Genomic DNA, 17742 nt, shown 5'->3' with positions numbered 1-17742 from the left:
CACTACCACCGCGACCGCATATGGCGGGCGTGGAGGAGGTCTCGTGTCGTAGATCGATGCGTCGGATCACCCCAAAGCCCCGCCGGAGACGACGGGGCTTTTTTCATGCTCCGTTTTCGTCGGCATCAACGTGAATGGAGAACATGATGGATGCTTTCGATCACCGCGTGCTCGGCAATAAGCTCGATTTGTTTCACCAGCAGGACGAAAGTCCTGGCGCCGTTTTCTGGCATCCGCGCGGAATGGTGCTTTATCGCGTCGTCGAGGAATATATTCGCGAACGGATGAGGCAGGCCGGGTTCGCGGAAGTGCGCACGCCGCAGATCGCGTCGCGCGCGCTCTGGGAGCAAAGCGGCCACTGGGAGAAGTTCGGCGGGAACATGTTCTCGCTCGACAGCGACGGACAGCCGTTCTGCCTCAAGCCGATGAGTTGTCCCTGCCATGTGCAGGTATTCAAGCGAGGGTCGCGCTCGTATCGCGACCTGCCCGTCCGATATTCGGAATTCGGCGCGGTGCACCGGGCAGAGCCGTCCGGTTCGCTGCACGGCCTGATGCGCGCCCGGGCGTTCACGCAGGATGATGCTCACGTGCTCTGCATGGAGGATCAGGTCGAAGCCGAGGTCGCACGGTTCTGCCATCTGCTGAAGACGATCTACGCGGATTTCGGGTTCGACCGTTTCGATGTCGCGTTGTCGACGAGGCCGTCGGTTCGCGCCGGCGACGACGCGCTCTGGGACCGCTCCGAATCGATGCTGGCGCTTGCCGCGCGATCGGCCGGACTGCACTTCGAGATTCAGCACGGAGAAGGCGCGTTTTACGGGCCCAAACTCGAATTTCATCTGCTCGACCGCCAGGGACGGAAGTGGCAGTGCGGCACGATCCAGCTCGATTTCGTGCTGCCGGAGCGGCTCGGCGCAACGTATGTGTCGGAGAGCGGCGCGAAGGCGACGCCGGTCATGCTGCATCATGCGGTTCTCGGGAGCCTCGAGCGATTCATCGGCATCCTGCTCGAGCACTATGAGGGATGGCTGCCGACGTGGCTTGCGCCCGACCAGATCGTCGTGGCCAACATCGGCGACGAAGAACGTCCGTTTGCGGACAGCGCGGCGCTCGCGTTCGAAACGATCGGGTGCCGCGTATCGCGCGATTTTCGCCCGGAACGCCTGCCGCGCAAGATCTTCGACGCGCGCGAACTGGCTACGCCGATCTTCGCGGTGGCCGGGCCGAAGGAAGCGCAATCCGGCGCGGTGTCGCTGAGGTTGAGAAACGGCGAACAGCATGCGTTGTCGATCGGTGACGCGCTCGCGTATCTGGAAAAGCAGGTATGCGCGCCGTCGCGTTCGAACGCGCTTCGCATGCACGCCTGATGCCGCCGGCCGGTCGGCATCTCGATACCGGCAAGCAATAGAAATTTCCGAGGCGGACCGGTTCCGTCGAACAATAAAATCAATAAGCATTTCTATTCAAATCATGAGAGAAGAGAGCAAGCGCTCGACGGGGAGCGGTACATTCCGGTACGTCACGAGCCGTTGTCGATGTGATGAACGGGTCCTCGAAACGATCCTCGAGATCGAGCGATGCGACTGCGTCGACGAGCTGCAACGCGTGCTGATGTCGGTCGGGCGGATGGTCGGCTTCGACTACGCGTGCTACCAGGACTTCCGCCTGAAAGGCGGGAAGGTCATGGCCGGCCGCACCCTGTCGAATTTCCCGGCGTCATGGTGGCCCTGTTATCACGAGGCCGGCTACCTGGACGTCGACCCGGTCGTCAGGCATGCGCTGTCGTCGCTGGCGCCGCTGACATGGTGCGACAGGATTTTCGTCACGCGTGAACAGCGCGCACTGCGCGCCGACCATCTCGCTCACGGCCTGTGGTCAGGGGTGTCGTTCCCCGCGCACAACCGGCATGGGGATGTCGCATGTGTCAGCTTCGTGTTCGGCTCGCCGGAGCGCGACGACGGCGGCATCCTCAACGACATGCTGTCGCGGGGTGCGCTGGTCGCGAATCTGACGCTCGAAGCGATGCGAAAGTCCAGGCCGAAGGGCGCACAGCAGGAAGCGCCCTGTCTTACCGCCAGAGAGCTCGAGATCCTGGCCTGGGTGGCGGAAGGCAAGTCCAGTTGGGACATCTCGCGCATCGTCTCCCTGTCGGAGCATGGCGTTCTGCATCACATCAGGAGCGTCATGAAGAAGTTCGACGTGCCGACGCGGCGGCAGGCCGTCTTGATGGCGTCCCGGTTGGGGATGCTGTAAGCATTTTGCATGCGGCCTATCGGTTCGCTACAAGCCTTTGTAGTGGAGGGCAAAAAAAAGAATCGGCAAAGTGACATTCACCAAGGCGACGGATCGGCTCGCTGCTCGTCGCGTTCGGTGGCTGGCGCATTCGCATGCTTCCGGCCGATCGCTATCGTGAAACTGTAGACGGGGTGAGGGAATGACAGACGTTTGTGAAGCAACACCGGGCGAGATGGTCGGTGACACGATCGACGCGGGGCTGGCCGCCCTGCAGGCTCAACTTGATGATCATCCGTTTCGGCGCGTTGCGTCCCGCACGGCGCTGGAGGGGATCTTTCCGCACTATCTGGCCATGTCGCAGGCGTTTCCGTATCTGCAGGCCGGGGCGCAAGCGGACGCGGTGCTGAACGCCATCAGGACGAATCGCGAGGTCGCGCGCGACGTCGAGATCACGAGCGTGGTCGGGAATTTCCTGTGCTGGGACGAGACCGGCGGCGCGTACGTGATCGATCGCTACGGCAAGCCGGGACTGAGCGGGATTCTCGATACCGAAAAATGGTTCCACGCGAATCTCCTGAAGAACGACATCGAGACGCTGACGGGCACGGCGCCGATGCCCGAATTCGGCGACCCGACCCGATCCTATCTGCTGAAGCTGTTCGACGGACTCGGCGCGCGATCGCCGATGACGCGCTGCGCACACATGGTGGCGTTCGAAATGCATGCGAACGCGATGATTGCGGCGCTGTGGGACTCGACGAGCCGATGCTACGGCGTCGACCGTCGCGGGCTCGTCTACTTCCAGTGCCACGTCGGCGGCGATGATCCTGCCGAGGCGTATCACGTCGACATGACGAGAAGGATGATCCAGTTGCTCGTCGCGGAAGACGAGCTGCCGCGCTTCATGGACCAGGTGTCGGCCGCCTTGTCCGAGAACCTCGCGTGGTGCGCCGCGCTCGTCGCGCTTGCGGCCTGATGATGGACGCCATCGAACGTGGAGCCGATCCGGCGCTGCAGGCGATCGCCGCGTACCGCATCGCATGGCGGCCGCTTCGGGATGCCGTCGCGATCGCGAAGGTGCTCGTCGCGGCAGGCGTCTTCGGCGCGGCCGCATGGCTGGCCTGCAGGTCCGGCAACGTGATGGCGAAGGGGGCGTGGGTGATCGCGGCCGGGTTCGTCATGAGCGGCTTCCTGAATCTTGCCCATGAATGCCTGCACCGGAGCCTCGTGCGGGCGCGATTCGTCAACGCGGTCGTCGGGCGCATCGCCGCCAATTTCCTGTTCGTCAACTACGTGGCGTATACGGACAAGCACCTGAAGCATCACCGCTGTCTGGCGACGAGCGAAGACACCGAATCCACCGGGCGGTTCGATTCCCTGCGCGCCTACCTGGCGGCGATGAGCGGCATCGGGTTTCTGGTCGCGAACCTTCGCCTGAACGCGCATCTGATCGCCGGGCGCATGCCCTCCTATCTGGTGTCCGGCGAGCGCCGCGTCGCGGCTCGCAAGGAGGCGGGGTTCGTCGCTGCCTGGTTTGCCGCGGTCGCGGCGGCGGTCTGCGCGTGGCCTGTCGACATGCTGCTGATCTATGTCGGGCCGCTGCTCTGCGCGTATTTCTGGCTGATGTTCTTCGGGTTGCCGGAACACTACGGATGCGAGCCGGCGCAGCCGCGGTATCAGGTGTCGAGATCGGTGACTAGCAACCGCGTCGTCCGGTTTTTCATGTGGAATGCGAATTTCCACACCGAGCATCACCGATATCCGGGCGCCCCGGCAGCGATGCTGGCGCGGATCGCGTCACGCTGGCCCGCGGGCATTCACCGGGAATCGTCCTATCTCAAATGGCACTGGCACGTGTGCCGTGCACTTCTGCGACGTTGACAGCGAGGAACAGGGTATGGCTAAACTCATTGTGGGAAACGTGGACAATGAAGCGATGATCGGCGATACCCGCCGTGCGTCGCTGCCGTTGCGACAAGTGTCGGCCATCGCCGCGCGACGGCTGGTCTGGCAAATGGAAGCCGACGACGTCGCGATTCTTCCGTCGCCGGTATCGCCCGACATGATGGCGTATGTATCGGAGGTGACCGGTCGCCGCCTGTCCGTCGGGCAGGTGATTTCGCCGTCTCTGGATGCCGCCGATCCGCTCGTGCTGACTTCCGACCGGCTGCTGGACGAGTCGATGCTGGCGGCGTTGCGAGCGCGTCACGTCGGCCAGGGGAGCTGGATGGTCTATCCGTACTACTACACGTCATCGGTCGGCTTGCTGTGCGAGCGGATCGGCATCGCCCAGCCCGTGTCGAACGGTTCGAATTTCATGGCGCAGGCGGGCGCCGAACTGCTGAACCGCAAGGCTGTGTTTCGCGCGCTGGCGTCGGGCCGGGTCGGATGCGCGGACGGCAGGGTCTGCCGTTCGCTCGGGGAATTCCATCTGACGCTGCGCGACCTGCTGGCCAGGCACGCGAGCGTGATCGTCAAGCAGGACGTCAACGCGGGTGGCGACGGCAACATCGCAGTCACGCTCGAGCGACGGGCCAGCTATCCGGGCGTCAGGAAGGTCTATGCGCTGGCGAACATCTCCGACGTCGACGCGGTTTTCTCCCGGGATCTGTGGGCGTTGCAGACCGACACGGCCGGCAATTGCCAGGTGATCGTCGAGTGCTTCCACGAGAGCTCGGACGTGCTGTATTCCGAATACGAGATCGGCGCCGACGCGGTTCGCCTGACGAGCTACGGCGATCTGCGGATGGACGCGTCGGGGGACAAGCGCGGCAACGGCATGATCATGTGGACCGGCTTTCAGATTCCGAGCCGGCTGCGCCCGGACGTCGTCGACGAATTCGTGACGCAGAGCGGCGTCCTCGCCGAGATCTCGCAGCGTCTCGGTTTCGTCGGCCGCGCGAATTTCGACGCGATCGTGACCCGCGACGCAAAGGTCGTCTTCACGGAAATCAACGGACGCATCGGCGGCTGCAGCCATCTCGACGGCATCCTGCGCACGCTCGTCGGCCCCGACTACCTGGCCACGCACGCCGTCGTGACGCGCAACCGGGTGCCCGTTCGCGATCTCGACCGGGCGATGGCGTCGTCGCGGCAGTTGACGAACCTGCGCGACGGCGCCGGTGTCGTCGTGCTGACCGAGGATCTGTCGGGGACCGGGACGATCGAGTACATGGTGTTCGCAAGGCATCCGGACGACGCGCTCGCGCTCGAACGCGAGTTCCAGCGCGAGCTGATCGCGGCCGACGATGCGGTGGCGCTACCGGGGTAAGACGATGCAGACAGTCATGTTCGCACGGCCCGCAGCCTGGCTCGCTCGCGTCGCCGAAGGGGTGTCGCTCGCCACGTTCGTGTTGCTGATCCTCCAGTTTCTGGTGAATCTGTCGGTGTTCGGATCGCTGCCGTTGCTGGCGGCGTTTCTCGACAGCGAGCGCCATCTGGACGCGGGCGCGGTGGCGAGCGTGCTGACGGTGAATCTGCTGTCGAGCCGATTGCTGCCGCTCGTGCTCGGCGCGTCGACTGATCGCTTCAACAGCCGGATGCTGACCGCATTCGGCCTGATGTGCCGGGCCGCCGGATTCGCGGGGCTGGCCCATGCGTCGTCGCTGCCCGGACTGCTGGCCTGGGCATGCGTGTCGGGGCTTGGGGCGGCACTGTATGAAACGACCGCGTACGCGATTTTCGGCGCGCTCGATGCCGCAGTGCGTCCCAAGGTTTTCGCGCTGAACAATTTCGCGCTCAACCTCGGGGCGCTGATCGGCCCGGCGCTGCTGATGGTGATGCCGAATGCGGGCGGGGCGCTGCCGTTCATGATCAGCAGCGCGATTTTCGCCGTGCTCGCGCTCGTTGCGCCGTGCGTGGCGGGCAGAAGAAGGGGCGCGGCGGTCGAAGCGCGTCCTGTCCATGACCTGCTGATCGCCTTCAGGGACAGGCGGTTTCGCCGGCTATGCTGGGCGTTGGTTCCGTTCTGGACGGTGTACACGCAGATTTACGTCTTCATCCCGCTGACGTTTACGCACGGCGCGAACGGCTACAACGGCGTCAGGCCGTTCTATGTCGCGAATGCGCTGGTCGGCGTCGCGACGGCGTCGCTCGGCATGGGATGGTTCCAGCGCACGGCCTGGCGCTCGCTGATGGTGACCGGTCATGCCGCCATGTGCTGCTGCTTCGCCATTGCCGCATTGCTGCTCGTGCATCCATGGGGGCCGCGCGCATCGATCGTGATCCTGATCGTCATTTCGATCGTATTCACGTTCGGCGAGAGCCTGATCCTCCCCGCTTCGAACATCGCGCTTGCCGATCTGACGACGGAAGGCAATGCGGGCAGCTACTTCGGCGCATCGGCGATTTCATGGGCGATCGGCGGGATGCTCGGCAATTTCATCGGCAGTCTCGCGGCGGGATGGACGCCGGTCAGCCTGGGCTGGCTGACTTTCATGGGGATCGGGGCCGTGGGCCTCGCCGGCTTCCGGAGGTTCGCAGATGACAAGTGAGCATCGGCCGGCCGCGAAACGCGCGGTCGGAACGGTTCTGACGACGGCCGGTCGCGCGCACGATTCCCGTTCCGGCTTCGTCAATCCGCCGGTCTACCGGGGATCGACCGTGCTGTTCGGTTCCTACGACGAGATGGCGCCGGGGGCCGCGCGCTACCACTACGGACGCTGGGGAACGCCCACGACGGACGCGCTGTGCGACGCATTGGCGGAAATCGAGCGCGGCGCGGCCGCGCTTGCGATGTGCTCGGGGCTGGCCGCCATCACGACCGTGCTGCAGGCGTTTGCGGGCGCGGGCGACCGCGTGCTGATTTCCCGTTCCTCGTATGCGGCGGCGCGCAAGTTCTGCGACGGCATGTTGCGCCGCCAGGGCGTGGCGATCGACGAATTTTCGCTCGACCGTCCGGACGAATTCGCCGCCAGGCTGACCGACCGGACCAGTGCGGTCTATCTGGACCTGCCGGGGGCGACGAACTTCGATATCTGCATGCTGCGCGATCTCGTCACGGTTGCGGGGGACGTTCCGGTGATCGTGGACAACACCTGGGCGACGCCGTACTTCTTCAATCCGATCGATCACGGCGCCCGCGTCGTCCTGCACAGCATCTCCAAGTACATCGGCGGCCATGCCGACTCGATCCTCGGCGCCGCGGTGTTTGCGCGCGCGGCGGACTACGAACGTGTCAGGGACGTCAGCCGCCTGGTCGGGCAGGCGGTCGGAGCGGACGACGCGAACCTTGCGCTGCGAGGGTTGAGAACCCTCGCGGTGCGCATGGACCGGCATTTCCGGTCGGCTTGCGACATCGCGTCGTGGTTGAACGCGCACCCGGCGATCGAGCGCGTGCATTATCCGCCGCTGCCCGGCGACCGCGGCCACGCGGCGTGGCAAGCGCAGTTTTCCGGCGCCGGAGGCGTGTTCACCTGCCTGCTCAAGGGGGGCGACGAGGCCGCGGTGCGAACGGCGATCGACGGTCTCGGGTTGATCGGGCGCGGCTGGGGCTGGGGCGGATACGAGACCGTGGCCTGTCCCGCGACGCTGTCGCAGGATGGCGTGAAGCGCGTCGGCATCCGGCTGAGCATCGGGCTGGAGGACACGGAATCGCTGCGGCGCGACCTCGACGCCGCGTTGAAGGGATGCGGCTGACGTTCCCGGCCGCCTGCAACCATTCGAATACAAGAGGGCTATCCATGACGGAATCGACCAACTACGTCCACGGGCAATGTCATTGCGGTGCGGTCCGCTTCAGGATCCGGCGGATGGCATCGAGGCAGGCGATCGAATGCAACTGCTCGATCTGCTTCGCGTCGGGTTTCCTGCACGTCCCGGTCGCGCGGGACGATTTCGAGCTGCTCGACGGCGCCGCGCAGCTCACGAGCTATCGCTTCAACAAAGGGATTGCGCAGCACACGTTCTGCCGCGTCTGCGGCGTGAAGCCGTTCTATCGTCCGCGTTCGCATCCCGACGACTACAGCGTCAACCTTCGCTGCCTGGATCTCGCCGGCATCGAGTCCTTCGCCATTGTTCCTTTCGACGGGAGGAACTGGGAGGACAACATCGGGGCATTTCCGCAATGAAGCCGGTCATCGGCGTACTGTGCTCGACGGAACGCATCGACATTCCCGGATGGGGGAGCCTGTCTCACCAGGCCGTCTTCGAGCGCTACCTGCTGGCCGCGTCGACGTGCTGCGACGCATTGCCGTTGCTGATCGGCGCGACGGACGACCTGATCCGGGATGCGCATCTCGAACGCCTGTTCGAGCGGCTCGACGGCATCATTCTTCCGGGTGCGGCCAGCAACGTCGACGTCGCGCTGTACGGCGGCACGCAGCCGCAGGCAGGGAGCCTCGACCGGACCCGCGACGGGATCGCGATGCGCATCGTCAGGGAAGCGGTGACGTCGGGTCGCCCGGTGCTGGGCATCTGCCGGGGGATGCAGGAGATCAACGTCGCGCTGGGCGGAACGCTGTATGCGGCACTGCACGCCGAGACAGGCCGATTCGACCATCGTGCGAACCGGATGGCGCCCTTCGAAGACCGTTATCGGGACGCCCATGCGGTGGAACTGGTTCGGGGCGGCTGGCTTGACGAGGCGGCCCGGCACCTTCCGCCGCGCCGCGAGCCCTTCCGGGTGAACTCGCTGCACGGACAGGGCATCGCGACGCTGGCCGACGGACTGGCTGCGGATGCGTATGCGGACGACGGAACCATCGAGGCGATCTCGCACGTCGATGCGCCCGTCTTCGGCGTTCAGTGGCATCCGGAATGGCACGTTCCGGAGAACCCGCTGAACGGCATGATCTGGGCGCGCTTTCGCCGCGAGTGCGCGGCGTTTCTGGCGCGCCGGCAGGCCGTCACGCGACCGGCGCATGACCGGCTAGAGCCCGCCCTCTGATTTCACGTCGCACCGCCGCATAAAACCGCCATCCGGCGCCTGCGGCGAGCGCGCGCGCGGCGTGCCGAATGTTGCGCGAGAGCCCCTCCGCGTTTCGCCGCTTCCGTCCTTCAGGCAAGGCCGGCGCGGCATTTCCCGATATTGCCCGGTGCGCCAAAGCGTTTCCGGCCCGCCGCGTCGCTCGCGATCTGCATTCAAGCGACGAATGTGTGCATCGCAACAATCCATTTCATTCACGGCGATCGTAACGGTAAGGTGAACGCACGTTCGAATTTGATCGAGCGATGCGAATCCTCCACTCGACGACGCCATGAAAACGACTTCCGATCGACCTGCGCAAGCGACACCCTCGACCCCCGGCGGCGCGCCGGCAGGCGGCGGCAATGCGCGCGCAGGGGGGCTGCGTCTGCCGGCCAGGCTGGTGGGCCCGATCGTGCTTGGCACGCTGCTCAACGCACTGAACTCGTCGATGATCGCGGTCGCGCTCGTCAGCATCCAGCAGGCGTTCGCTGCGCGGGGCGCGGCGCATGAACGCATCGACACGATGTGGCTCGTGTCGGGCCTCTATCTCGCGACAGCCGTCGGCCAGCCGACGATGGGGCGGCTCGCCGATCGCTTCGGCGCGAAGCGGATCTTCTGCATCGGCCTCGCGATCGTATTGATCGCATCCGCGCTCGCGCCGTTCGCGCCGTCGCTCGGGTGGCTGATCGCATCGCGCGTCGCGCTCGGCATCGGCACGTCCGCCGCGTATCCGGCCGGCATGGCGATGATCCGCACGTGGTCGCAGCGGCACGCGAACGGCGCGACGCCGACGGGCGGCCTCGGCGCGATCTCGGTCGCGGCGCAGGTGGCCGTCGCGTTCGGGCCGCCGCTCGGCGGCGCGCTCGTGCAGTTCGCCGGCTGGCGCGCGATCTTCTGGATCAACGTGCCGATCGTGCTGCTGGCCTTCGTGCTGGCGTGGCGGTGGATTCCGGCCGACGTCGTGCGGCGCGGCGCGCAGGAACGCCGCACGCTGCGCGGCACGCTGAAGGAGCTGGACCTGCCGGGCGTCGCGCTGTTCATCCTGACGCTCACGAGCCTGCTGCTGTTCCTGCAATCGGTGTCGCGCGAGCCCGACTGGCTGCTGCTCGTCGCGACGCTGGTCCTGTGCCCGGTGCTGGTCCGGCGCGAGCGGCTGGCCGCGACGCCGCTGATCGACATCCGCATGCTGAGCGACAACCGTGCGCTCACGAGCACGTACCTGCGCTGCGTCGGCACCTACGCGGTGTTCTACGCGATCTTCTATGCGCTGCCGATGTGGCTGCAGGAGGCCAAGCGCCTGTCCGCCGCCGACGCCGGCCTCGTGATGCTGCCGGTCGCCGGGGTCGGCACGGTGGCGACGATGCTCGCGACCCGCCTCGCGCACCGCCACGGCTCGCGGCCGGTGCTGATCATCGGCTCCGCGATGCTGTGCGTCGGCAGCGTCGTGATGAGCCTCCTCACCAGCGCGATGCCGGTCTGGTCGATCGTGCTGCTGTCGATCGTGTTCGGCGTGCCGAACGGCTTCAACAATCTCGGCAACCAGGCGGCGCTCTACCAGAGCGCGCCGCACGACCGGATCGGCACGGCCTCGGGGCTGTACCGCACCGCGCAGTATGTCGGCGGCAGCCTGTCGTTTGCGCTCGTCGGGCTGGCGCTCGGCCATCCGGCGAGCGATCGCGGCCTGCGCGAGCTGGCCATCGTCCTGGCGGTCATCAGCGTGCTGCTGCTGCTCAACGCAGCGTCGAGCCGGCACCTGGATGCCGCAACTTCTTCCCTTCCACAACAAAAGTGAGGTTTTTTACATGTCCATTCCGACGCTCAATCGCACGGTCGCCCTGGTCGCGATCGATCTGCAGAACGGCATCGTGTCGCTGCCGGTCGTGCCCTGCACCGGCGCGCAGGTCGTTGCGAAGACGGTCGAGCTCGCGACCGCGTTTCGCGCGCTGCAGCTCCCCGTCATCTACGTGCACACGAGCTACCAGCCGGACGGCGGCGTTGCGCTGAAGGTCAAGACGGATGTGCCGTCGGCGCCGCCGAATCTCGATCCCGAATGGAGCGCGTTCGCGCCGGCGCTCGGCGTGGGGCCGTCCGACATCGTCGTGACGAAGCACCAGTGGGGCGCGTTCACCGGCACCGACCTTGACGTGCAGCTGCGCCGGCGCGGCATCACCGACATCGTGCTGACCGGGATCGCAACCAACATCGGCGTCGAATCGACGGCGCGCCAGGCATACGAGAACAACTACAACGTCGTCGTCGTCAGCGACGCGGTCAGCACGTCGTCCGCCGACGCGCAGACCTTCGCGCTGACGCAGATCTTCCCGAAGCTCGGGCAGGTCGCCGCGACGGCCGACGTGGAGGCGGCACTGGAGCAGGCGTATTCGCGCTGAACGAAGCGGCGTGTTCGGCGTGCACCATTCATTCAGAGTCATTTACCGAGGCATGACGATGATCAAGACCGATGCATGGGTTCTCTACGCAGGACCGGAACCGAGCAGGAAGCAGGCGCCCGTCGCGGGCGAGCTGCGTCGCGAAACCTTCGAATTCTCCGATCTGGAAGCCGACGAGGTGCTGGTCGAGCCGCTGTACGGATCGTGGGAAGCGAACCTCGACCACGCGCTGTCGCGCAATCCGGTCGACATCTGCCGGCAGCGCCGCGAGGACAAGATCGTGCTCGGCAACGGTGCGCTGGTGCGCATCGTCGAGCGCGGCAGCGGCGTGAAGACGCTGAAGGAGGGCGAGATCTGCATGGTGATGCCGTTCGGCAAGCGCGACGAATACGGGTTCGCCGAGCTCGTCTATGCGTACGACGCGCCGGGCACGATCGGCGTGATGGCGCAGCGGACCAAGATGCGCGCCGACAACCTGGTGGCGGTGCCGACGGACAGCCGGCATTCGTTGCTGCAATGGGCGACGTACGGCCGCTACTTCACCGCGTGGGACAACTGGAAGGTGGCGTCGGCGTGCTGGCGCTCGCAGCTGCCGGACGTCGATCCGGCCGACTACCTGGTATTCGGCTGGGGCGGCGGCACGACGCTCGCCGAGCTGCAGCTCGCGAAGCGCGAGGGCTTTCGCGTCGCGATGACGGCGAGCAACGACCGGCGCCTCGAGGAGCTCGCGAAGCTCGGCATCACGCCGGTCGATCGCCGCAAGTTCCCGAATCTCGCGTATGACGACGAGCGCTACAAGACCGATCCCGAGTACCAGGCGAGCTATCGCGAGTCGGAGCGCGTGTTCGCGGAGACGATCGCGGAACTGAGCGGCGGCCGCGGCGTCGCGATCTTCCTCGACAACCTCGGCGGCGCGCTGTATCGCGCGACGATGCGTGTGGTCGGCCGCACCGGCATCGTCACGACGGTCGGCTGGAAGACCGGGATGCGCCTGTGGAACCTGCGCGCGACGGAATGCATCAACCGTCGCCTGCACATCCACACGCATGCGTGGCGCTACGACGACAGCATCACGATCCGCGACTTCCAGGAAACGAGCGGCTGGATCGGCCAGGAGCCGACCGAGATCTTCGATTTCGACGAGGTGCCGAAGCTCGCGTCCGACTACCTGAACGGGAAGATCCAGACGTATTTCCCGATCTACCGGATCAACGCCGTCTGAGCGGCAGGTCGCGCGCCGCGCCCGCATCGCTGCACGATGATTAGTCATGCAGATGATGTCGGCGCGCGGCGCGCCGTGCAATCCATCTGATTGGAGAACGGCATGACCTCTTTGGAAATCGAGGGCGTCGACGCCGGTGCGGCGTCGGACGCCTCCAGACCGGCGCCGCTCGACGGCATTCGCGTGATCGACGCCGCGACGCTGTTCGCGGGCCCGCTCGCGGCGACGATGCTCGCGGACTACGGCGCCGACGTGATCAAGGTCGAGCATCCGGACGGCGATCCGGCGCGCAAGTACGGCGCGCGCCGCGACGACGTGCCGTTGTGGTGGAAGGTGCTTGCGCGCAACAAGCGGGCGGTCACGCTGAATCTCGGCACGGCCGACGGCCAGCGGATCTTCCGCGAGCTGGCGGCGCAGGCGGACGTGGTCGTCGAGAATTTCCGGCCCGGCACGCTCGAACGCTGGGGGCTCGGCTACGACGCGCTGTCCGCGATCAACCCGCGGCTCGTGCTCGTGCGGGTGACGGGCTTCGGCCAGTTCGGCCCGTATGCGAGCCGCCCGGGCTTCGGCACGCTGGCCGAGGCGATGAGCGGGCTCGCATCGATCACCGGCGAGGCGGGCGGGCCGCCGCTGTTGCCGTCGTTCCCGCTCGCCGACACGGTCGCGGGGCTGACTGCCGCGTTCGCGATCATGACCGCGCTGAAGGCGCGCGAGCGCACCGGGCGCGGCCAGGTCGTCGATCTCGCGATCATCGAGACGATGCTCGCCGCGATGGGCGCGCAGGTCGCGAGCTACGACCAGACGGGCCGGGTGCCCGAGCGCACCGGCAACCGTTCGCCGAACAATTCGCCGCGCGGCGTCTACCGCACGTCGGACGGCAAGTGGGTCGCGCTGTCGACGTCGGCGCACAGCATCGCCGAGCGCGTGATGCGCCTCGTCGGCCGCGCGGACCTGATCGACGAGCCGTGGTTCGCGAACGGCGCCGAGCGCGCGAAGCATGCGGACGAGCTGGATGCGGCGGTCGGCGGCTGGATCGGGCAGCGCACGCGCGACGAGGTGATCGCCGAGTTCGAGCGTGCGCAGGCGGCGGTCGCGCCGATCTACGACGTCGCCGACGTGCTGCGCGATCCGCAGTACGCGGCGCTCGGCTCGGTCGTGTCGGTGCCCGACGCGGAGCTCGGCGCGTTCCGCACGCACAACGTGCCGTTCCGGCTGTCCGACACGCCCGGCGCGATCCGCTGGGGGGGACCTGCGCGCGGCACGCACAACGACGAAGTATTCGGCGCATTGGGACTGGAGCGGCGCGAGATCGCCGATTTGACCGAACGAGGGGTGCTATGAAAACCAGCGCAACTTACCGCAGTTACCTTTACGTGCCCGCGCACAAGGCGCAGGTGGTGGAGAAGGCGTATGCGAGCGAAGCCGATGCCATCGTGCTCGACCTCGAGGATGCCGTGCCGGCCAGCCACAAGGCCGAGGCACGCCAGGCGGCCGCCGCGATGCTCGCGGAAGGTCCGCCGAAGCCGACGTACGTGCGGATCAACCCGATCGGCAGCCCGTGGTGCCGCGACGACGTCGAGGCGATCGCGCAGCCGGCCCTGCAGGCGCTGCGCCTGCCGAAATGCGACCTGCCGCAGCAGATCCAGGAGGTCGCGGGCTGGCTCGACGCGCTCGGCTGCGACGCGGGCATCCAGATCCTGATCGAATCGGCGTACGGCGTCGAGACGGCGTACCAGCTCGCGACCGCGTCGCCGCGGCTCGAGCGGATCGGGCTCGGCGAGAGCGACCTGCGCGCGGACCTGCAGATCGGCGTCGACAATTTCACGCTCGAGGTGTGCCGTGCGCGCTGCGTGGTCGCGTCGCGCGCGGCGGGGCTGAACGGGCCGATCCAGACCGTCTATCACACGCTGCCCGATCTCGACGGGCTGAAGGAATCGACGCTGCGCGCGAAATCGATGGGGTTCCTCGGCCGCTTCGCGATCCATCCGTCGCAGCTCCCGGTGATCAACGAGGTGTTCACGCCGTCGGAGGACGAAATTCGCGCGGCCGAGCGCGTGCTCGAGGCGGTCGACGCGGCGGCGGGCAAGGCCTCGGCGTCGTCGGTGTTCGTGCTGCCGGACGGCCGCGTGGTCGCGCCGCCGCTGATCGCCAACGCACGCGTGACGCTCGCGCTCGCGAACAATCTTCGACTCAGTGGAGCACTGGCATGAGCACATCCGAGACGCTTTCTGTCCCGGCGGCCGCGGCCGCGGCAAGCCGGCCCGCGCCGCCCGACGGCATCGTCGGCGCGCTCGGCCGCTTCGCGGCGGCGGTGCGCGCCGAAGGGCTGGATCGCAGGCTGCGCGTCGAGGCCGCCGCGCGCGTGCTCGACGTGGTCGGCAACAGCCTGATCGCGCACGACGAACCGGTCGCGCAGTCGGTGCTGCAGGTCGCGCGGCGCTGGGCCGGCGCCGGCCCGGCGAGCGTGATCGGCGCGCCCGACCGGCTGCCGGCCGCGAGCGCCGCGCTCGTCAACGGCACGCTCGCGCATGCGATGGACTTCGACGATTCGCACATGCTGTCGGTGCTGCATCCGAGCGCGTCCGTGATTCCGGCCGCGCTCGCCGCCGCGCAGGCGAGCGGCGCGTCGGGCGCGGCGCTGCTCGATGCGATCACGGTCGGCACCGAGGTGTGCATCCGCCTCGGCGTCGCCGCTTACAACGAGCGGCTCGGCAATTCGGTGTTCTTCGAGCGCGGCCAGCACGCGACGTCGATCTGCGGCACGGTCGGCGCGGCGGCGGCCGCGGCGATGCTGCTCGGGCTCGATGCCGCGCAGATCGCGGCGGCGCTCGGCATTGCCGCGAGCATGGGCGCGGGCCTGCTCGAAGCGAACCGCACCGGCGGCTCGGTGAAGCGGATCCACTGCGGCTGGGCGGCGCACGCGGGCGTGAGCGCGGCGGAACTGGCGGGCGCGGGCGTGACCGCGCCGCCGACCGCGCTCGAAGGCCGCTTCGGCTTCTTCCACGCGTGGTGCGGCGACCTCGCCGACGTCGACGCGGTGCTGCGCGACCTGGGCGACGAATGGGAGACGAGCCGGATCATCTTCAAGCCGTATCCGTGCAACCACTTCACGCATCCGGGCATCGACGCGGCGCTGCAGCTGAAGGCGCAAGGCGTGACGGCGGACGACGTGGTGTCGGCCGAGCTGCGGGTCGCGACGTCGACGCTGCGCACGATCGGCGAGCCGGCGGAGCTGAAGGCGAATCCGCCGAACGGCTATGCGGCTGCGTTCTCGGGGCCGTACACGGTCGCGGCGGCGCTGCTCGGCGGCGGCGGGCTCGGCGTCTGGTTCGACGATTTCGACGATGCGCTTGCGCAGGACCCCGCACGGCGCGCGCTGGCCGCGAAGGTGCGCTGCGTGGCCGATCCGTGGTGCGACGCGCGCTTTCCGAATTTCCTGCCGGCCGTGCTGCGCGTCGAGCTGCGCGACGGGCAGGTGCGCGAGGCGCGGATCGAGTCGAGCAAGGGCACGAATTCGCGGCCGCTGACCGAACAGGAGCTCACCGCGAAATTCGTGCTGGCGGCGAGTTCGGCGCTCGGCATGGCGCGCGCGCTCGCGCTGCGCGACGCGGTGCAGGCGCTCGCCGACGACGCGCCGCTCGACGCGCTCGCGGCGCTGACGTCGGGCACTGAAGGAGGACACCGATCTTGAATGCACCCCGCTGGAAAAAGCGGCCGCCCGGCTCGAACTGGGGCGATTTCGGTCCCGACGATCAGAAGGGGCGGCTGAACTGGCTGACGCCGGACAAGGTGCGGCAGGGCGCAGCCGAGGTCCGGGAAGGGCTGTCGTTCTCGCTGAGCCTGCCGCTCGACGTGCCGCGCGGCGGCGGGCTGAACGCGCGGCGCCGGCCGCCGGCGGTCATGCCCGCGCTCCTGGGCGGCAAGCCGTACTTCGGCTATCGCGCTGATGAACAGGTGGCGAACGCAACCGATGTGGTCTGCGACGATGCGTTCTGCATGCACTCGCAGTTCTCGACGCAATGGGACGGCCTGTCGCACGTGGGCGGCCTGTTCGACGCGGACGACGACGGCGTGCCTGAAATCGTGTTCTACAACGGTTTCCGGATGGGCGAGCATCTGCGGGTGCCGCAGGAAGGCGACGCGACGGGCGGCGCGCGCGCGCTCGGCATCGAGGTGATGGCGCAGACGGGCGTGCAGGGGCGCGGCGTGCTGATCGACCTGCGGCGTCATGTCGGCGACGCGCGCACGAAGGTCGGCTTCGCGCAGCTGATGCAGGTGATGGAGGCGGACCGCGTGCAGGTCGAGCGCGGCGACATCGTCTGCATTCACACCGGCTTCGCGGATCTGCTGCTGAACGACGACGGCGGATCGCCGGCGACGGTCGCGAGCGCGTGCGTGCTGGACAGCAGCGATGCGCGGCTGCTGCAATGGATCGACGAATCGGGACTGGCCGCGCTCGTGGCCGACAACCATGCGATCGAGGAGCGTCCGCAGCATGCGCAGCCGCTCGCGCAACCGGGCGCACTGATGCCGCTGCACGAACTGTGCCTGTTCAAGCTCGGCATTCACCTCGGCGAGCTGTGGCACCTGACGCCGCTCGCGAACTGGCTGCATGCGCACCGCCGGAACCGGTTTCTGCTGACCGCGCCGCCGTTGCATATCCGCGGCCTGGTCGGCGCGCCGGCGAATCCGGTCGCGACCGTTTGAGCCTGCGGGCGGCGGCTGTGGCGGCGGCCGCCCGCACTTTTTTGCAGCGCGATCGGCTTGCGCAACGCGGGCATTCAATTGCCGATTGGCAGGGTATTCAGAAGAATCGGGACGAAACGGACGATTTAATTTAAAAACATAACTAATATCGCTCGTTATCTAAAAAACATCGACACGTCAAGATTGGACTATTCTTGTGCATTGCACTAAATATCAGGGGATTTCTCCGATTGCGGAATGTCGTAATCGGAGGCTGTGATTAACCTGTTTAGTGGATGGTC

Annotated in this window: 16 protein-coding genes; all 16 read left to right on the top strand. The window is 67.1% G+C overall.

Going from position 1 to position 17742, the window contains the following annotated elements:
- The first annotated feature begins 146 nt into the window (after positions 1-146).
- The 16 genes from thrS to ACFIMZ_RS33620 all read left to right on the top strand — a co-directional run bounded on the left by thrS (position 147) and on the right by ACFIMZ_RS33620 (position 17461).
- Positions 147-1367, top strand: a complete 1221-nt coding sequence (gene thrS / locus ACFIMZ_RS33695; RefSeq protein WP_431823741.1) for a threonine--tRNA ligase — start codon at positions 147-149, stop codon at positions 1365-1367.
- 244 nt (positions 1368-1611) lie between these two features.
- Positions 1612-2253: a helix-turn-helix transcriptional regulator gene (locus ACFIMZ_RS33690; RefSeq protein ID WP_431825433.1), complete on the top strand. Its 642-nt coding sequence runs from the start codon at positions 1612-1614 to the stop codon at positions 2251-2253.
- A 181-nt stretch (positions 2254-2434) separates the two neighbouring features.
- Entirely contained in the window at positions 2435-3211 is a 777-nt protein-coding gene (locus tag ACFIMZ_RS33685; RefSeq protein ID WP_431823740.1) for a hypothetical protein, read from the top strand.
- Positions 3211-4116: a fatty acid desaturase gene (locus ACFIMZ_RS33680; RefSeq protein WP_431823739.1), complete on the top strand. Its 906-nt coding sequence runs from the start codon at positions 3211-3213 to the stop codon at positions 4114-4116. The genes ACFIMZ_RS33685 and ACFIMZ_RS33680 overlap by 1 nt, the downstream gene beginning before the upstream one ends.
- A 16-nt stretch (positions 4117-4132) precedes the next feature.
- Positions 4133-5506 (top strand): hypothetical protein, encoded by a 1374-nt coding sequence (locus tag ACFIMZ_RS33675; protein ID WP_431823738.1) that lies wholly within the window; start codon positions 4133-4135, stop codon positions 5504-5506.
- Positions 5507-5522: 16 nt separating this feature from the next.
- A complete protein-coding gene (locus tag ACFIMZ_RS33670) occupies positions 5523-6728 on the top strand; it encodes an MFS transporter (protein WP_431823737.1) in 1206 nt (401 codons plus the stop codon).
- The gene (locus tag ACFIMZ_RS33665; protein WP_431823736.1) at positions 6718-7872 is read left to right on the top strand and encodes a trans-sulfuration enzyme family protein; all 1155 of its coding nucleotides are present in this window, start codon (positions 6718-6720) and stop codon (positions 7870-7872) included. The genes ACFIMZ_RS33670 and ACFIMZ_RS33665 overlap by 11 nt, the downstream gene beginning before the upstream one ends.
- Positions 7873-7985: 113 nt before the next feature.
- On the top strand, positions 7986-8303 hold the full coding sequence (locus ACFIMZ_RS33660; RefSeq protein ID WP_431823735.1) for a GFA family protein: 318 nt from the start codon (positions 7986-7988) through the stop codon (positions 8301-8303).
- On the top strand, positions 8300-9121 hold the full coding sequence (locus ACFIMZ_RS33655) for a gamma-glutamyl-gamma-aminobutyrate hydrolase family protein (RefSeq protein WP_431823734.1): 822 nt from the start codon (positions 8300-8302) through the stop codon (positions 9119-9121). Before ACFIMZ_RS33660 ends, ACFIMZ_RS33655 begins: the two co-directional genes overlap by 4 nt.
- A 310-nt stretch (positions 9122-9431) precedes the next feature.
- Positions 9432-10934, top strand: coding sequence for an MFS transporter (locus ACFIMZ_RS33650; RefSeq protein ID WP_431823733.1), 1503 nt, complete (start codon positions 9432-9434; stop codon positions 10932-10934).
- Positions 10935-10944: 10 nt separating this feature from the next.
- A complete protein-coding gene (locus ACFIMZ_RS33645; RefSeq protein ID WP_431823732.1) occupies positions 10945-11532 on the top strand; it encodes an isochorismatase family protein in 588 nt (195 codons plus the stop codon).
- 58 nt (positions 11533-11590) lie between these two features.
- On the top strand, positions 11591-12754 hold the full coding sequence (locus ACFIMZ_RS33640) for a quinone oxidoreductase family protein (protein ID WP_072445218.1): 1164 nt from the start codon (positions 11591-11593) through the stop codon (positions 12752-12754).
- A 102-nt stretch (positions 12755-12856) separates the two neighbouring features.
- Positions 12857-14095 (top strand): CaiB/BaiF CoA transferase family protein, encoded by a 1239-nt coding sequence (locus ACFIMZ_RS33635; protein ID WP_431823731.1) that lies wholly within the window; start codon positions 12857-12859, stop codon positions 14093-14095.
- Positions 14092-14964, top strand: coding sequence for an HpcH/HpaI aldolase/citrate lyase family protein (locus tag ACFIMZ_RS33630; protein WP_431823730.1), 873 nt, complete (start codon positions 14092-14094; stop codon positions 14962-14964). Before ACFIMZ_RS33635 ends, ACFIMZ_RS33630 begins: the two co-directional genes overlap by 4 nt.
- Positions 14961-16445: an MmgE/PrpD family protein gene (locus ACFIMZ_RS33625; RefSeq protein ID WP_431823729.1), complete on the top strand. Its 1485-nt coding sequence runs from the start codon at positions 14961-14963 to the stop codon at positions 16443-16445. Before ACFIMZ_RS33630 ends, ACFIMZ_RS33625 begins: the two co-directional genes overlap by 4 nt.
- A complete protein-coding gene (locus ACFIMZ_RS33620) occupies positions 16442-17461 on the top strand; it encodes a cyclase family protein (RefSeq protein WP_431823728.1) in 1020 nt (339 codons plus the stop codon). Before ACFIMZ_RS33625 ends, ACFIMZ_RS33620 begins: the two co-directional genes overlap by 4 nt.
- The last annotated feature ends 281 nt before the right edge of the window (positions 17462-17742 follow it).

This window comes from Burkholderia sp. F1 (assembly GCF_050813845.1).
Lineage (GTDB): Bacteria > Pseudomonadota > Gammaproteobacteria > Burkholderiales > Burkholderiaceae > Burkholderia > Burkholderia ubonensis.
Note: the sequence above shows the minus strand (reverse complement) of the source record. Positions and strands in the feature narration are given on the sequence as shown.

Bases quoted from the DNA above. Each gene is read 5' to 3' on its own strand.
- ACFIMZ_RS33645 (WP_431823732.1), top strand. From the start codon at position 10,945: ATGTCCATTCCGACGCTCAATCGCACGGTCGCCCTGGTCGCGATCGAT.
- ACFIMZ_RS33680 (WP_431823739.1), top strand. From the start codon at position 3,211: ATGATGGACGCCATCGAACGTGGAGCCGATCCGGCGCTGCAGGCGATC.
- ACFIMZ_RS33675 (WP_431823738.1), top strand. From the start codon at position 4,133: ATGGCTAAACTCATTGTGGGAAACGTGGACAATGAAGCGATGATCGGC.
- ACFIMZ_RS33625 (WP_431823729.1), top strand. From the start codon at position 14,961: ATGAGCACATCCGAGACGCTTTCTGTCCCGGCGGCCGCGGCCGCGGCA.
- ACFIMZ_RS33660 (WP_431823735.1), top strand. From the start codon at position 7,986: ATGGCATCGAGGCAGGCGATCGAATGCAACTGCTCGATCTGCTTCGCG.
- ACFIMZ_RS33630 (WP_431823730.1), top strand. From the start codon at position 14,092: ATGAAAACCAGCGCAACTTACCGCAGTTACCTTTACGTGCCCGCGCAC.
- thrS (WP_431823741.1), top strand. From the start codon at position 147: ATGGATGCTTTCGATCACCGCGTGCTCGGCAATAAGCTCGATTTGTTT.
- ACFIMZ_RS33690 (WP_431825433.1), top strand. From the start codon at position 1,612: ATGTCGGTCGGGCGGATGGTCGGCTTCGACTACGCGTGCTACCAGGAC.
- ACFIMZ_RS33665 (WP_431823736.1), top strand. From the start codon at position 6,718: ATGACAAGTGAGCATCGGCCGGCCGCGAAACGCGCGGTCGGAACGGTT.
- ACFIMZ_RS33640 (WP_072445218.1), top strand. From the start codon at position 11,591: ATGATCAAGACCGATGCATGGGTTCTCTACGCAGGACCGGAACCGAGC.
- ACFIMZ_RS33635 (WP_431823731.1), top strand. From the start codon at position 12,857: ATGACCTCTTTGGAAATCGAGGGCGTCGACGCCGGTGCGGCGTCGGAC.
- ACFIMZ_RS33670 (WP_431823737.1), top strand. From the start codon at position 5,523: ATGTTCGCACGGCCCGCAGCCTGGCTCGCTCGCGTCGCCGAAGGGGTG.
- ACFIMZ_RS33655 (WP_431823734.1), top strand. From the start codon at position 8,300: ATGAAGCCGGTCATCGGCGTACTGTGCTCGACGGAACGCATCGACATT.
- ACFIMZ_RS33685 (WP_431823740.1), top strand. From the start codon at position 2,435: ATGACAGACGTTTGTGAAGCAACACCGGGCGAGATGGTCGGTGACACG.
- ACFIMZ_RS33650 (WP_431823733.1), top strand. From the start codon at position 9,432: ATGAAAACGACTTCCGATCGACCTGCGCAAGCGACACCCTCGACCCCC.